The 14,515-nt window shown below is 68.7% G+C and carries 17 protein-coding genes; 7 read left to right on the top strand and 10 right to left on the bottom strand.

Translation table 11 applies throughout. The features are described from left to right. The first annotated feature begins 9 nt into the window (after window positions 1-9). Window positions 10-972, top strand: a complete 963-nt coding sequence (locus M8859_RS04080) for a GlxA family transcriptional regulator (RefSeq protein WP_159921031.1) — start codon at window positions 10-12, stop codon at window positions 970-972. Between the two features lie 81 nt (window positions 973-1,053). Beyond that, a complete protein-coding gene (locus tag M8859_RS04075; protein WP_195069398.1) occupies window positions 1,054-1,668 on the top strand; it encodes a dihydrofolate reductase family protein in 615 nt (204 codons plus the stop codon). A gap of 20 nt (window positions 1,669-1,688) precedes the next feature. Here the strand turns inward: M8859_RS04075 and M8859_RS36765 are convergent, their stop codons facing one another. Beyond that, complete coding sequence (locus M8859_RS36765) at window positions 1,689-2,129, bottom strand: MarR family winged helix-turn-helix transcriptional regulator (protein WP_159921035.1); 441 nt, start codon at window positions 2,127-2,129, stop codon at window positions 1,689-1,691. Between the two features lie 83 nt (window positions 2,130-2,212). Between M8859_RS36765 and M8859_RS04065 the strand changes: the two genes are divergently transcribed. Then, entirely contained in the window at window positions 2,213-3,391 is a 1,179-nt protein-coding gene (locus M8859_RS04065; protein ID WP_159921037.1) for an MFS transporter, read from the top strand. Window positions 3,392-3,402: 11 nt separating this feature from the next. On the opposite strand, the gene M8859_RS04060 is transcribed toward M8859_RS04065, so the two are convergent. Together M8859_RS04060 and M8859_RS04055 are read right to left on the bottom strand one after the other, a co-directional pair. Further along, window positions 3,403-4,332 carry a hypothetical protein gene (locus M8859_RS04060; RefSeq protein ID WP_249643873.1) on the bottom strand — a complete coding sequence of 310 codons (930 nt, stop codon included), beginning with the start codon at window positions 4,330-4,332 and terminating at the stop codon, window positions 3,403-3,405. Between the two features lie 62 nt (window positions 4,333-4,394). Then, window positions 4,395-4,910 carry an ester cyclase gene (locus M8859_RS04055; RefSeq protein WP_195069396.1) on the bottom strand — a complete coding sequence of 172 codons (516 nt, stop codon included), beginning with the start codon at window positions 4,908-4,910 and terminating at the stop codon, window positions 4,395-4,397. A gap of 165 nt (window positions 4,911-5,075) precedes the next feature. On the opposite strand from M8859_RS04055, the gene M8859_RS04050 reads away from it, so the two are divergent. Continuing rightward, entirely contained in the window at window positions 5,076-5,831 is a 756-nt protein-coding gene (locus M8859_RS04050) for a DJ-1/PfpI family protein (RefSeq protein WP_443678223.1), read from the top strand. On the opposite strand, the gene M8859_RS04045 is transcribed toward M8859_RS04050, so the two are convergent. Then, complete coding sequence (locus tag M8859_RS04045; RefSeq protein ID WP_159921045.1) at window positions 5,812-6,360, bottom strand: thioredoxin family protein; 549 nt, start codon at window positions 6,358-6,360, stop codon at window positions 5,812-5,814. The two genes, M8859_RS04050 and M8859_RS04045, sit on opposite strands and share 20 nt — an antisense overlap. 105 nt (window positions 6,361-6,465) lie before the next feature. Next, window positions 6,466-7,404: a threonine/serine dehydratase gene (locus M8859_RS04040; RefSeq protein ID WP_159921047.1), complete on the bottom strand. Its 939-nt coding sequence runs from the start codon at window positions 7,402-7,404 to the stop codon at window positions 6,466-6,468. A 562-nt stretch (window positions 7,405-7,966) separates the two neighbouring features. On the opposite strand from M8859_RS04040, the gene M8859_RS04035 reads away from it, so the two are divergent. Together M8859_RS04035 and M8859_RS04030 are read left to right on the top strand one after the other, a co-directional pair. Further along, a complete protein-coding gene (locus M8859_RS04035; protein WP_159921049.1) occupies window positions 7,967-8,461 on the top strand; it encodes a hypothetical protein in 495 nt (164 codons plus the stop codon). A 90-nt stretch (window positions 8,462-8,551) separates the two neighbouring features. Next, a complete protein-coding gene (locus M8859_RS04030; protein ID WP_249643872.1) occupies window positions 8,552-9,379 on the top strand; it encodes a helix-turn-helix domain-containing protein in 828 nt (275 codons plus the stop codon). Here M8859_RS04030 and M8859_RS04025 read toward each other — a convergent pair. From M8859_RS04025 to M8859_RS04015, 3 genes are all read right to left on the bottom strand, one after another. Beyond that, window positions 9,307-9,711 carry a VOC family protein gene (locus tag M8859_RS04025; protein ID WP_159921053.1) on the bottom strand — a complete coding sequence of 135 codons (405 nt, stop codon included), beginning with the start codon at window positions 9,709-9,711 and terminating at the stop codon, window positions 9,307-9,309. The genes M8859_RS04030 and M8859_RS04025 overlap by 73 nt on opposite strands. 54 nt (window positions 9,712-9,765) lie before the next feature. Then, the gene (locus M8859_RS04020) at window positions 9,766-10,179 is read right to left on the bottom strand and encodes an arsenate reductase ArsC (RefSeq protein WP_159921055.1); all 414 of its coding nucleotides are present in this window, start codon (window positions 10,177-10,179) and stop codon (window positions 9,766-9,768) included. Window positions 10,180-10,593: 414 nt separating this feature from the next. Beyond that, complete coding sequence (locus M8859_RS04015) at window positions 10,594-11,505, bottom strand: oxygenase MpaB family protein (RefSeq protein ID WP_159921057.1); 912 nt, start codon at window positions 11,503-11,505, stop codon at window positions 10,594-10,596. A 111-nt stretch (window positions 11,506-11,616) separates the two neighbouring features. Here M8859_RS04015 and M8859_RS04010 point away from each other — a divergent pair, with 111 nt between their 5' ends. Further along, a complete protein-coding gene (locus tag M8859_RS04010) occupies window positions 11,617-12,363 on the top strand; it encodes an SIR2 family NAD-dependent protein deacylase (protein WP_159921059.1) in 747 nt (248 codons plus the stop codon). A gap of 27 nt (window positions 12,364-12,390) precedes the next feature. On the opposite strand, the gene M8859_RS04005 is transcribed toward M8859_RS04010, so the two are convergent. After that, the gene (locus M8859_RS04005) at window positions 12,391-13,689 is read right to left on the bottom strand and encodes a D-arabinono-1,4-lactone oxidase (RefSeq protein ID WP_159921061.1); all 1,299 of its coding nucleotides are present in this window, start codon (window positions 13,687-13,689) and stop codon (window positions 12,391-12,393) included. Between the two features lie 54 nt (window positions 13,690-13,743). Continuing rightward, a complete protein-coding gene (locus M8859_RS04000) occupies window positions 13,744-14,424 on the bottom strand; it encodes a TetR/AcrR family transcriptional regulator (RefSeq protein WP_159921063.1) in 681 nt (226 codons plus the stop codon). Window positions 14,425-14,515 lie beyond the last annotated feature (91 nt).

Genomic DNA, 14,515 nt, shown 5'->3' with positions numbered 1-14,515 from the left:
GCTTTCGCCATGCATACCGTGGCCGTACTCGCCCTGGACAAGGTGATCGCGTTCGATCTTGCCACGCCCCTGGAGGTGTTCGGACGGACGAGGCTCCCCGACGGCAGGCCCGGTTATCGCGTACTGGTCTGCGCGGCCACATCGACAGTCGACGCCGGGGTGTTCACGCTGCGGGCGCTGCACGGGCTCGAGGCGCTGACCGAGGCCGACACGATCGTCGTACCCGGCTGCGCCGACCTGGACTCGCCGGTGCCGGAGGAGGTGATCGACGCGCTGCGCCGGGCGGCGGCCGCGGGCACGCGCATCGCGTCGATCTGTTCGGGCGCCTTCATCCTGGCCGCGACCGGACTGCTCGACGGCCACCGCGCGACCACCCACTGGCTCGCCGCCGCGGAACTCGCGACCCGCCACCCGGACATCGAGGTGGACGCCGAGGTGCTGTACGTGGACAACGGATCGCTGCTCACCTCGGCGGGCGCGGCCGCCGGAATAGACCTGTGCCTGCACATGATTCGCCGGGACTACGGCTCGGCGACGGCGGCCGACGCGGCCAGGGCGGCGGTCGTCCCGCTGGAGCGCGAAGGCGGACAGGCGCAATTCATCGTGCACGACCAGCCGCCGACGCCGCGCGGCTCGGCGTTGGAACCGGTGCTGCGGTGGATTCAGGACAACTCGGCGCGGGATCTCTCCCTGGACGACATCGCCGCACACGCCGGAATGAGCACTCGCACGCTCAATCGCCGCTTTCGCGAGCACACCGGCACCACACCGTTGCAGTGGCTGCTGCGCGCCCGTATCCGGCAGGCCCAGTATCTGCTGGAAGCCACCAGCCACCCGGTCGACCGGATCGCGGGCCAAGTCGGTTTCGGATCGCCGACCGCGTTCCGCGACCGCTTCAAGCGGGTGGTGGGGACGAGTCCGCACAGCTATCGGGCCGCCTTCCACGGCTCCGATACGAGACCAGCCGGATAGCGCGCCCACCGATGAGTTCGCGCGCGTTGTCCCGTCGGATCAAGCGACAACACCCGCAGCATTGATCCAGGAGAAACGCGAATGAGGAAAATCACCGCAGGTCTGTTCGTCGCCCTCGACGGTGTCGTGGAGGACCCGCAGGACTGGCACTTCCCCTACTTCGACGACGCCATGGGCGCGGCGGTCGACGCCCAGCTCGGCGCCGCCGACACGCTGCTGCTCGGCCGCAGGACCTATGACAGCTTCGCGGGTGCTTGGCCGGAGCGCGAACAGGCAGGTGGCCCGGACGCGGTGTTCGCCAAGAAATTGGGCGATGCGCGCAAGATCGTGGTGACCCGGCAGGATCTCGACTTCACCTGGCGCAATTCCGAAGTGATCGACGGCGACCTGATCGAGGCGGCGACGGCGTTGAAGAACGAGCCGGGCGGCGACATCGGCATCAGCGGCTCCGTCTCGGTCGTCCGTCAGCTACTGGCCGTGGGCCTGCTGGACGAGCTGCACCTGCTCGTGCACCCGATCGCGGTCGGCAAAGGCGAGCGTCTGTTCGAGGACGGCGCCCAAACGATTCCGCTGCGGCTGCTGTCGTCGCAGACCTTCGAGACCGGTGTGCTGCACCTGGTCTACACCCGCGACGAGGCGGCGCCCGCAGGGGGTTACGAGGACGCGAAAGCGCATCTCTCGCAGAGTGTTCGGTAGCCAGGCGGGGCGGGTCTCGATCAGCCCTCGGTATCGGTGGCCATGGTGAGCAAGAGGTCGCGCAGGGCCTCTTGCTGAGCTTCGGTCAGTGCCGTCAGGGGTGAGTTGGCGCCGAGTAATTCGAGCGCGTCGTCGCGCCGCCGCTGACCGGCCGGTGTCAGCACGATTTGTTTCGCGCGCCGGTCCGTGGGATGCGGCTCGCGGCGGACCAAGCCCTGCTGCTCGAGCCGGTCCAGCACGAAGGTCGCGTTGGACGGCTCGCACGACATTCGCGCCGCCAGCTCCCTGGCGGTGATCGCCTCGGACAGTTCCCGCAGGGCGATCACTTGCGAAGGGGTGAGGTCGAGCTGCTCGGCGACGCGGCGGACGTGCACGTCCAGCCGGTGGGTGAACCGGTGCACCAGCTTGCACACGTCGCGGTCGAGTTCGGTGTCCACCACGGGGTCCGGCTGCCGCGTCATTGCTCCGAGTCTAGCGTCTTCGATTCGAACTGTGATAGTTCTAGTTCAAATCATTATAGTTAGAACTATCTGGAAGGCGTGTGATGCGGTCCGCGGTGTTCTCTCTCATGCTCGTCGTGTTCACCCTGACCACCGGCGAATTCGTGATCGCGGGCATCCTGCCCGACGTCGCGGACGGCTTGGCCGTCTCGGTGGCCGCGGCGGGCGCGCTGGTGACGGCGTATGCGGTCGGCATGGTCGTCGGCGGTCCGGTGGTCACCGTGCTGACCGCGCGGGTGGCGCGCAAGCCGTTGGTCATCGGGTTGGTGCTGGTGTCGATACTGGCGAATACGGGTTCGGCGCTTGCGCCGAATTACGTTGTGCTGCTCGTGATGCGCGGTGCGGCGGGCTCCGTCGTCGCCACCTTCTTCGCGGTCGCGATCGCCACGGCCGTGTCGACCGCTCGGCCGGGATCCGAAGCCGCGGCGGTGGCGCGGGTGGCGCTCGGGATGAATCTGGGCATCGTGCTCGGTACGCCACTGGGCGCGGCGATCGGCCAGAGTCTGGGCTGGCGAGCGACTTTCGCGTCCGTGGCGCTGTGCGCAGCGCTGGCGCTTCCCTTGGTGCTGCGCTTCATGCCGGACTCGCCGGGGTCGGCCGCCGGTTCTATCGGGCGGGAACTGCGTGTGTTCACCGATCGCGACGTGCTCTGGGCCTTGGCGCTCACCGCCGTCGGAAACATCGGCGTGGTCATGGTCTTCACCTACATCGCGCCGCTGCTCACCGAGGTCGGCGGCTTTCCCGCCGGGGCAGTGCCGATCCTGCTGCTGGTCTACGGCTGCGGCGCGGTGGTCGGCAACCAGCTCGGCGGCAAGCTCGCCGACCGGGCGCTGCTGCCCTCGGTGACCGCGCTACTCGTGGCGCTGGCCATCGTGCTGGTCCTGCTCTGGACGGCAGGTGGGACAAGGATCCTCGTCGCGCCGCTGATCTTCGCGCTCGGTGCGCTGGCCTTCGCGATCATCCCGGGTATGCAGACCCGGGTGGTCGCCGCGGCCACGGCCGCGCCGACCCTGGCCGTCGCGGTGAACGCGTCGGGATTCCAGCTCGCCGCGGCGGGCGCGGGCCGGATCGGCGGCTGGGTCCTCGCCGACGGGCCGGGTCTGCGGTCGCTCTACCTGGTCGGCGCGGCACTCACCGGCCTGGGCGTCGTACTCGCGGTGTACCTGCTCCGGCGCGACCGCCGGGTCGGTTCGAGCAGTGAAACCATCGCGCTCACAGGGTAATTCGAGAGCCGCTAGTGGCCGAGCGCTTTCGCGACGATGCCGCCGGTGACCGGTTTGATCAGATAGCTGGTCGAGTCGTGCGGCGACGCGCCGTTGTCGAAGGATTGCTCGGTGACCGGGACGACGGCGCCGCCGGGATACGGCGGGAAGAACGGAGTGAGGTCGAGATGCGCCGCAACGAGGTCGTCCTCGTCGACCAAGTTGTGCCAGTGCGTCACCGCTTTCGGCACGGTGCTCGGCTGCGGGCGCAGCCGGTCGTACACGACCGTGCGCAGACCGAGCGGCGAGCCCATGGTCAGCAGGGTCACCGGCTGGTCGGTGCGGTGCAGCGCCTCGTAGGCCACCACGCTGCCGAGCGAGTGCGCGATGACCAGGCGGGTGTCGGGACCGACCTGGTCGAGCACCTGCCGCTGGGCGTACTCCCGCACCTCGTCGTCGGTGAAGTACCGGGCGACCTGGGACAGCGCGCGGATGACGAACTTCTGCGCCAATCCGAAGCCGAACGGTGCGAACCAGCGCAACCGCATCAGCGCGTTGAGCGCAGGCCGCAGTCGAGCCTGCGCTCCCTGCGCCACCGCACCCGGCGGCGGGGGAGTGCCCAGGCGGCGGGCGGTCGCCCGATCACGCTCGTCGCCCGCGTGTGCGGCGGCCGTCGCGAGCCATTCGGCGGCGAGCTGCTCCATCAAGTCCAATTGCGCGTCGTCGAGTTCGGCGCCCGTGCCCTGGGCGCCTTCGACCAGGAACCGATTGCCGTAGAAGGCCATGCGGGTCGACAGGTCCCCGGGGGAATTGTCGCGCCACAACCGGTCCGCGAGCTCGGGGGCGCCGTGATTTCGCACTCCGCCCGCCAGTCCGGGCAGCCAGCGCGCCTCCAACGTGTCAGCCGATTCCTGTTCCAGCGCGATGCCGTGTACAAGGACGATCGTCGCCAACGTCCCCACCCCTTTCGATCCCCGGTGTCGGCACCAGTGTCTCTCATCGCGGCCCGCTCGGCAGCGGTGGGCTACTTCCCGGGACGGTTCCGGGCGCGGATCGCTTTGCCCAGTGGGGCAATCGAATTGGCGAGACCGAACAGCACTCGCTCGGCGATCGAGTGCGGCGGAGGCAGGACGGCGAGCTGGCGGGCGAGGTCGAGTCCGTTGACGATCGCGGTGTTCGACTCGATCAACCCGCCCCGCACGACGAACACGTCGGTGCCGAGGATGTCGAGCTGTCGTCCGTTCGGCGCCAACCCGATCAGCGGCACGGTGCCGTCGAACCGGCCCCGCATGCGCCAGTGCACCACCGCGCGCTCGTCCTGCGCGGTGACCGAGAGGATGTCCACGGTGAGGTCGGGAACCGCGACATGGACATCGCGGAAGTAGGCCACGATCTCGTCCGGAGCGCGCAGGTCGGCGATGCCGACGAACACGTCGAGCGCGCCCGGCCGCCAGCAGTCCGCGACGGTCTCCCAGTCCTGCTCGCCGATCGCCTCGACGTAACGACGCGCGACCGAGCCCGGGTCCTCTGGATTCGTCATCGATGATCCTTTCCGGAAGCGGGGTCGGCGCCAAGCATGGCTCATGCGGCGGAGATCGACACCGGTTCGGCACAATGAGACTCCAGGCATCTCTTCTTCGCGGAGATGCCCGATGAACAGGGGGCGAAGATGACCGGATTCGAGCAGGGCGTACCGGGCAAGCCGGTGCGGATCGCGATCGTGACCTATCCGGGGATGACCGCGCTCGACGCGATCGGCCCGTACGAGGTGCTGCGCTTCGCGCCGGGGGCGCAGGTCCGCTTCGTCTGGCACGAGCCGGGACCGATCGCCACCGACAGCGGGGTGCTGCTGCTGGGCGCCACGCATTCGTTCGATGAGACGCCCGCGCCCGATATCGTGCTCGTTCCCGGTGGTCCGGGCTCGGCGGCAGCCGCGGTCGACGACGCGCTGCTGGACTGGCTGCGGCGAGCGCACGAGGGCACGCTCTGGACGACCTCGGTCTGCACGGGTGCGCTGGTACTGGCCGCAGCCGGACTGTTGCCCGGACGGCCGGCAACGACGCACTGGCTGGCGCAGTCCGCGTTGCGTGCGCTCGGAGCGGACGCTCGACCGGACGAACGGATCGTGCGCGACGGAAAGACGATCACGGCCGCGGGGGTGTCCGCGGGCATCGATCTGGCGCTGTGGCTGGTCGGGGAAACCTTCGGCGCGCGGCAGGCGCAAACGGCTCAGTTGATCATCGAGTACGACCCGCAACCGCCCTACGACGCCGGTCATGTCAGCAAGGCATCGCGCGAGGTTCGGCGAGCCGCCATTGCCGCGCAGGTTCGTACCGTGGCGGAGCCGGGTGGCTTCGGGGAGTTCGCCAGGTTGTCGGCCGCCGTGCCGCGGCTGGCGTGGCGCAGCGCGATTCGACGCGTGCGCGAACGAGGAAAAAGCTTCAGGCGTCCCGCCACTTGATCGAGCAACCCATGCTCGGCCGGTGCGGTTCGGGGGCGGGCTCGCCTGCCAGCACGGCTTCGACTGCCCTGCGCAAGTCGTCCCCGGTCAGCGGTTTCCCGTTCCCGGGTGTCGATTCGTCGAAGGCGCCGCGATAGGCGAGTTCGAGCTTCGCGTCGTAGAGGAAAAAGTCCGGCGTGCAGGCGGCGCGGAAGGCTCGCCCCACGTGCTGGGCCTCGTCGACGAGATACGGGAAGGTCCAGCCCGCGCGGATCGCTTGGTCGCGCAGCCGCAGCGGCGCGTCGTCCGGATAGGTGGCCGCGTCGTTGGTGCAGATGGCTACGGTCGGCATGGACGGCAGGGAATCGACCAGTTCGCCGAGCGCCGCCTCGATGTGTTTGACGTAGGGGCAGTGGTTGCACGCGAAGACGACCAGCAGACCGGGCCCGCCCGCGAAGTCGTCCCGGGAATAGACGCGCTGGTCGAGATCGGGAAGGGAGAAGTCGGGTAGCGGCGTGCCGATGGGAACCATGTGGGAGGTATGTGCCATGGTGTGCCTTCCGTCGGGATCGCAGAGGACAGCGGGAGCCTAACGCCGTGTCGTCCGATTCGTCGGAAATACGCTGATGGGCCGTCGATCGGCGTGGCGGCTGCCCTAGGGGGCCAGATCCGAGGGATCGGTGTTCGCCCCGCACAGCACCACGCATACCCGCTCACCCGGCGCGGGCCGGAAGGCGGGTTCGTCGCCGAGTATCGCCGCCAGCGCGGTGGCCGCGCCGTGCTCGACGGCGAGCCGGCGCTCTTCCCACAGCTCGCGGCGTGCCGCGACGATCGCGGCGTCCTCGACCAGCACCGAGTCCACCTCGTAGCGCCGCGCGGCCGTCAGCGCCATCTCCGAGGCGCGGCGCGCGCCGAGCGAGTCGGCGGCGACCGAGTCGACCGCCACGTCGACGACCTTTCCGGCCGCGATGGCGGCATGCAGCGCGCGGCAGCGGGCGGGTTCCACGGCGACGGTCCGGACACCGTGGTGATCGGCGGCGGTGGCCACGCCCGAGAACAACCCGCCTCCGCCCACCGCGACCACCACGGCGCCGAGGTCCGGAATCCGGTCGTGGATCTCCGTCATGAGCGTGCCCGCGCCCGCGGCGATGAGCGGGTTGTCGTAAGCGTGGGAGAGCAGGGCGCCGGTGGAATCGGCGAATTCGCGGCTGGCCGCGAGCGCGTCGGCGTATTGCGTTCCCACCAGACGGACATCAGCGCCGTAGGAGGCGAGCCGGTCCACCTTGACGCGTGGTGCGGTGGTGGGCAGGAACACCGTGGCGGAAATGCCCAGACTGCGGGCCGCCCACGCACAGGCGAGGCCGGCGTTTCCGCCCGAGGCGATCGTCACGCCCACTCCCGGGAGCGTGCGGTTCTCACGATGGGCCAGCAAGAAGTTCAGCGCACCGCGCGCTTTGAAACTTCCGGTGTGCTGGAGGAACTCCAGCGCGAACCACAGCCGGCCCGTGTTGTCCGCCTGTGCCACGGAGACCGGTCTGACCAGCCCGGTCACCCGTCCGGCCGCGGCCTTCACGTCGCTGTGGGTCAGTTCCATAAAGCTCCTCGGGACACGGGCGTGCGGCCCGCTTCGGTACTCATGCCGGTGCGGCGGTCCAGGGTGGGCAGGATTGCTATGGGGCCGCCGTCGAGCGTTGCTCTCGCCATTCGCGGATGATCGCCTACCGACACACTATGCGGACCCGGTGATCGCGGGAGCAAGCCTTCCGACTCTCCGGCCGCAGGGGTCGGCGCCGCTCCAGGTGAACATCGGATGATTCGGTTGCTCCCGTCGTCGTGGAGAGCGATCGAGCAGTGCGACCCATCCGCCCATGCAGTGGTCGGCCGGAAGTGCTGCGGGCCGCGCGCAGCGATATGAGAACCCCTCGGCCGCAAACAGATTACCCGCACGGATACAGGCGCGGTCGAGCGGGTCGATAATTCAACCTTATTTCCCTCTGTTCGGGGAGGTTTCGGGCGATTGCGGTCCAATTGCCAGTTTATCGGCGTGTATCCGAGATTTTCCTCTTCTCCGTTGTCATGCTCAGTGCCTGGCTGGTCCGAACCAATCGCCTGGTGAGCGGGCGCGACGAGAGGTCTGAGGTGTGAAACTGAGCTGGATGGCGATTTCCGCGCTGGTCGCCGCCACTGTGTCCGGGTGTTCCGACGACACGTCGGTGAGTGGGGAACCGGCCTCGTCGAGCGCCGCTACCGCTTCCGGCGCTCCGGCGACGACCACCGCGGTGCACGAGCACGAGCAGGCGGACGGCGGTATCAGGATTTTGCTGGGAGATGTCAAGAAAGTCCCGGTACCCGCCGATGTGGTGCTCGATATCCGGGCTCCAGCCGCATGGGGGCAGTCCGCCAACGGCATTCGCTGCACGGTGACCGACAGTTCTGGCCGGAATGAAGACCTGCGTTCGTCGGACGCGAAGAAGACCGAGACGTTCGGCGGGACGGAATGGGTGACGGTGTGGACGTTCTCCTCCGCGCCGAACAGCGACGTCACCGTTGGTTGCAAAGACCCGGAATCGAAGATCGCGGCGGCTCATCCTGATCCGTACCTCCGAGTGGTGCCGCGGCAGATCGTCCCGATCGCTCCACCGCAGCGCTGATCCTGCCTGCGCCGATCCGCCGGGCGGTCGCGGGGTCATGGGCGCTCGGGCGGCCGCGGTTCGTCGGTAGTCTGGCGTAGCGTCGCCGACATGGACGATGTCGCTTACCGGGAGCGGCCATCCCGGTACGAGGGCGCCGTGCTGTGGACCAAGACCGTCGATGGTCGCGGTCCGGCGCTGCCGGTGCTGCCAGTGCTGCCGGTGCTGCCGGTGCTGCCGGTGCTGCCCGACGGGTGCATGGATCTGATCTGGATGAACGGTCGGCTGATCGTCGCCGGGCCGGACACCCGCGCTCACCACCCCGGGACCTCGCCGGGCGGTGCGTACGTCGGCATCCGATTCTTCCCGGGTACCGCGCCCGCTTTGCTCGGCGTTCCAGCGCGCGAGGTGCGGGATGAGCGGATCGATCTGGCCCAGCTCTGGCCATCCGCCGTGGTCCGGTCGCTGGTCGGTCGGCTCGAGGCGGCCGACCGCCCGGCGGCGGCGCTCGAAGGGTTCGTGCTGCGGCGAGCGGCGGACGCCGAGCCTGCCGATCCGCTCATGCGGTGGGTGGTCGGCGCGCTGAACGCCGGCCGGCCTGTCGCCGGGATCGCCGACGCGGTGGGGCTCGGTGAGCGCACCCTGCACCGCCGCTCGCTGGACGCGTTCGGCTACGGCCCCAAGACCCTGGCCAGGGTGTTGCGCATGCAACGCGCGCTGGCCTCGGCGCGCAGCGGCGTGCCGCTCGCCGAAACCGCCGCCCTGACCGGGTTCGCCGACCAAGCGCACCTGTCGCGTGAGGTGCGCGCGCTGGCGGGCATTCCGATGCGGGAGTTGCTCGCCCGATCCCGGCGTGCTCGCCCTGGCTATCCGGAAGCGGCCGGGAGTGCGGCGTACAAGTCGACGCCGTTGCCGTCCGGGTCGAGCACCACCGCGTAGCGCTGGCCCCAGAAGGCGTCCCACGGCTTCAGCTCGCCCTGGTAGCCGGCGTCCACCAGGTCGGCGTACACGGCGTCGACCTCCGCGGGATCGGCGCAGCGGAAAGCGATGCCGATCCGGCCCGCGGAAGTCGGCCGCGTCCACTCGGTGTGGAAGGACTTGATGACGGCTTCGGTGTCCAGAGCGAGCCGCAGACCGTTGGCCAGCGCCGCCTCGGCATGCCCTTCCTGTTCGGAGCCCTCCGGGAAGTCGAGCCCGAGACGGCGATAGAAGGCCACCGAAGCGGACATGTCACTGACGACGATGCCGATGACGTCGAGTTGGGGTGTCATACCGGCAGCGTAGGCAGCGGCGTCCGGTGGCGTCTTGAACGAATCGGACAGGACTCAGCGTGCCGGCGCGGGGACCAGCTCGGCGATCAGGTTCTCCACCAGGATGCGGATGCGGTCACGAATGGTGCGCACCACGTCGATGGTCTGATCGGCGGGGTCCGGCAGCATCCAGTCGCGGTAGCTGATGCCGGGGAAGAACGGGCAGGCGTCGCCGACGCCCATGGTGACCACCACGTCGGAGATGCCGATCGCGTCCATCGTGAGCGGCTTGGGGTTGCGACCGGAGATGTCGATGCCGATTTCGGCCATGGCGTCCACCACCGTGGCGTTGAGGGTCTCGGCCGGAGCGCTGCCCGCCGACCGCACGTCGAACCGGTCGCCCGCGAGAGCGGTGAGGAACCCGGCGGCCATTTGCGAGCGGCCCGCGTTGTGCACGCAGACGAACAGCACACTGGGCTTGTGGGACATGTGAACGCCTTTCGATGTGCAAGGTGGAGCATGAGTGTGCGCGCCGCCGGACCGGCCGTCCGGCATGGGGGAGCCGAAACGCTGTCGTAGCGTATGAGATACGTATACCAGCGCGGCGCCAATCGTTACGTCGCGCCGTGCTTCCGCATGCGCGCCCGTACGGTGGCCGCAGGTCAGAGGCTCGAATCCTTTGTCGCCCAGTGCTTGCGGCACCTTTGCCGTCGAGCGGGGACAGGATCCGACGGTAGTGCGGGAGTGTGAGCCAGCGATGAAACTCCTTCCGCACGTCCTGCCCGCAACCGGCGAAACCCCGGTCGACGCGGGTCGACCGGGGTTCGGCGAGTCAGCGGCCTCGCGGGTTGTCTGCCCCGGCCGGCTGTCCCCGCGCTGCCGGGGAACGGACTGGGGGGCGTATCAGATCGGACGCAGGTCGATCATCTTGCGCAGCCGCTGTCGGTCGCGCTCGAGGCGGCGTGCTTCGTAGGCGATCGGGAAGTAACGCAACCGCTCCGGCAGCAGCGGGACGATGCGGGCGATCAGCCAGCCGAGCACGCGAAGCTTGCGTTCGTCGGCCGCGGTCCAGGTCAGCCCGAGCTTCTGCCGCGCGACCTCGGGTGTGGTGCCGACCGTGACGAAGTGCTGGAGCCGGCCGATCGGCGCCACCGCTGCTTTCCACGCGGGATGCAGCGCGCGCGGCAGCTGCTCGGGCGCAGCGACGGAGCGGATCACCCGCAGGTAGTCGCGTGCGGTGTCGGTCGCGACCAGACGGTTCGCGACGGTGTCTTCGAAGAACTTCTCGAATTCGGTGTAGTCGGCCGGGATCTCCTTGGGCGCCACCGAGAAATTGCGCATCAGCTGCAACGTCTCCTGGAAATACGCCTCCTTCTCCGCCGCGGTGAGCGGGCGGCGGGCGAAGTACTTGGCGCTCTCGGTGAACGCGAACGTCCCGGTGTGCAGCACCCAGGCCCACGGGCCGCTGGCGAGGGCGGTGTGGCGGACGCCGTCGGCGTCGGTGGTGTTCAGCGAGGCGTGCAGCTCACGCAGCCGGTCGGCCTCGGCCAGCGCCTCCTCGCCGCCGTAGACCCACATCATCACCGACGCCAGGCTGCGCAGGGCACGGCCCATCGGATCGGTACGGAAGGTGGAGTACTCGTCCACCACCGCGGAGATGGTCGGCTCCATGGTCTGCAGCAGGAAGGCCGAGCCCGCGGTGAGGGAGAAGGTGACCAGTCCGGTCTGGTCCCACATCTGGGTACCCGGTTCGATCGGGCGGCGGGGCGGCAGCGTTCGCGCGCCGGTGGATTCGCGTACGACGGACGCGGTCATCGTGATCTCCCTTGATCGGCCGAACTCAATACAATGAGATGATAACGCTAATAATCTCTCATCGTCTATCCATGAGCGCCGGTTCTCTCGCTGCCCCTAGGCTGTGCGGATATGACGACCGATTGGCGCAGTCGCACCGGCCGGATCGGGGTGCTCACGGGCGCGGGCATCTCGACCGATTCCGGCATTCCCGATTTCCGCGGCCCGCGCGGGGTCTGGACGAAAGACCCGATCGCCGAATTGCTGTCTACCTATCAGAGTTATGTGGCCGACGCCGGTCTACGGGAACGCGCGTGGCTCGCGCGCCGGGACAATCCGGCTTGGCGAGCCGTGCCGAACGCCGCGCACAACGCCCTCGCCGACTTGGAACGGGCCGGGCGGCCGGTGACCATCATCACGCAGAACATCGACCGTCTCCATCAGCGAGCGGGCTCCTCGCCGGAGCGGGTGATCGAGATCCACGGCAACATGTTCGAAGTGGTGTGCATCGAATGCGACTACCAGACCTCCATGGCCGCGACCTTGGAGCGGGTGGCCGCGGGTGAGCCCGACCCGCCGTGTCCGGATTGCGGTGGCATTCTCAAGTCCGCCACCGTGATGTTCGGTCAGCAGATGGACCGCCGCACCATGGTCGAGGCCTCGCTCGCCGCCGAGACGAGCGACATCTTCCTGGCCATCGGGACGTCGTTGCAAGTCGAGCCCGCCGCCTCGATGTGCTCGATCGCTGTCCAGAACGGCGCCGACTTGGTCATCGTGAACGCCGAGCCGACGCCATACGACGCCATGGCCACCGAGATCATTCGCGAACCCATCGGCACCGCCGTGCCCCGCCTGGTCGCGGAAATCCTCGCGGAGTGACCGGACCGCGATGAGGTCCCCGCGGGCTCAGCCCACCGGGCCGAGCACCCGATCGAGGTAGGGGTTGGCGAAACGTCCTTTCGGGTCGAAACGTCGCCGCACCTCGGCGAACCGATCCCAGTCGGGGTAGCGCTCGCGCAGGGTCGCCGCGGTCTGGAAGTGGCGTTTGCCCCAGTGCGGGCGTCCCTGGTAGCGGTCGAAAACCGCTTCGCACGCCCGGAAGTACGGCTCGAAATCCATGCCGCGGTATTGGTGCACCGCGATGTAGCAGGTGTCGCGCCCGCCCGCCGGGGAGAGGAACGCGTCGTCGGGCGCGACCCACCGCACCTCGATGGGCATCGGGGTGTCGAAGCGGGTCGCCACTTCCTTGATCTCGCGGATCGCGTCGGCGGAATGCGCGCGCGGGACGGCGTATTCCATCTCGGTGAAGCGGATCAGCCGCGGCGAGGCGAACACCCGGTAGGAACGGTCCACCTGACGCCGGTAACTGCCCGCGTAGGCGGCGCTGCGCTGGATCAAGGGGGCAAGGCGCGGCCTGCTGCGGCTCACCTTGCAGAGCAGGTCGAACAGATAGTTGGACATCAGGATGTCGGCGAACCAGTCCACCGCCTTGGGGCGCGGCTGCTCGGGCAGCGGCACGCGGTTGTTGCGCTTGGTCATGGCCAGCGGGCTGTGCGCGAACATGTAGAACTCGAAGTGCTCGTTGCCGTCGAGGAACGAATCCAGGTCGGCGAGCACGTCCTCCACCGGGATCGGTCGTTCGATGCCCTCCAGCACGAAGGACGGCACCATCCGCAGCGTCACGGCGGTGACGACGCCCAGCGCGCCGATGCTGACCCGCGCCGCCCGCCAGCCCTCGGGGTCGGTCTGCTCGTTCAACTCGACCCGGCTTCCGTCGGCGGCCATCAGCTCCACGGAATGCACTGCGGCCGACAGGTTTTGCAAGCCCGCGCCGGTGCCGTGGGTAGCGGTGGCGATGGCGCCGGCGACGGTCTGCACATCGATGTCGCCCAGATTCGGGAAGGCGAGGCCGTGCTCGTGCAGGGCGGTGCTCGCGGCGTTGAGGCTGATGCCTGCCTCCACCCGCACCAGGCCGGCGGCCCGGTCGACGTCGAGCACGCGGTTCAGCTTCGCCAGGTTCAGCAGCGTGCCGTCGGTCAGGACGGCGTCGGTGAAGGAATGGCCCGCGCCCGCGACGCGCACGGTGCGGCCGTCGGCTTCGGCGGCGGCGAGCAGGCCCGCCACTTCGTCGATCGAGCGCGGTGTGGCGAGGATCGCGGGCGCACACTGTTGATCGCCTGCCCAGTTCACCCACGAGTTGGTCACATGACCAACTCTACGGGAGCGAACGTGACGCGCGCTACTTACGGTTCGATTTCGCTACCGCTTGCGCCAGCCGCAGGTCAGGTGCTGCTTGGCGTGCTCGACCTCTTCGTCGGTCAGCGGGGGAACGTCGAGATGCCGACGCGGCGTGCTGTCGCCGCGCAAACCGTTCAGCATGATGGCCATATACCGCTGCCACACATCGGGATTGACCGGCCTGGCGAACTCGGCGAGGCCGTCGACCATGTGCACGAGCGCGAAGAAGTCCGAGGGCTCGATGCCATCGGCGAGCACGCCCGCGTCGCGGGCGCGTGCGCAGATGGCGGTCACGGTTGGCTTGATACGATCGCGTACGACCACAAAGCGGTCGGTCTCGTCGTCCTCGAGTTCGAGCATGACCTCGCTGAACCCGCGATTGCTGGCCATGTGCCGACATGCGTACTCGAAGAATTCGACAAGTCCGAACCAGGGGTCCGGGTGCCGGTAGGCGGCGTCCGCCGCGTCGGCGAAATCGTTGAGGTTCTGATCGAAGACCTCGACGATCAGTTCCTTCTTGTTCGCGAAGCGGCGGTAGACCGTGCCGACGCCGACGCCGGCGCGCTCGGCCACGTCGTCGAGGGTTATCTCGAGTCCGTGGTCGGCGAACAGTTCGCGCGCCGCGGCGATGATCCGCTGCTGGTTACGTGCGGCATCGGCCCGCAGGCGCCGAGGTGGAGAGGCGACCGTGGCGTGATTCACATCCTCATTCTATCAACATCCGGGATTAACCGGAGGCAGTGTCTCCGTTCTCATGGTAGCTTCTACGTTTAAGTGGAGGAACACCCTCCGG

The sequence above is a fragment of the Nocardia sputi genome (assembly GCF_023501985.1).
This window is presented reverse-complemented; position numbering and strand designations above follow the sequence as displayed.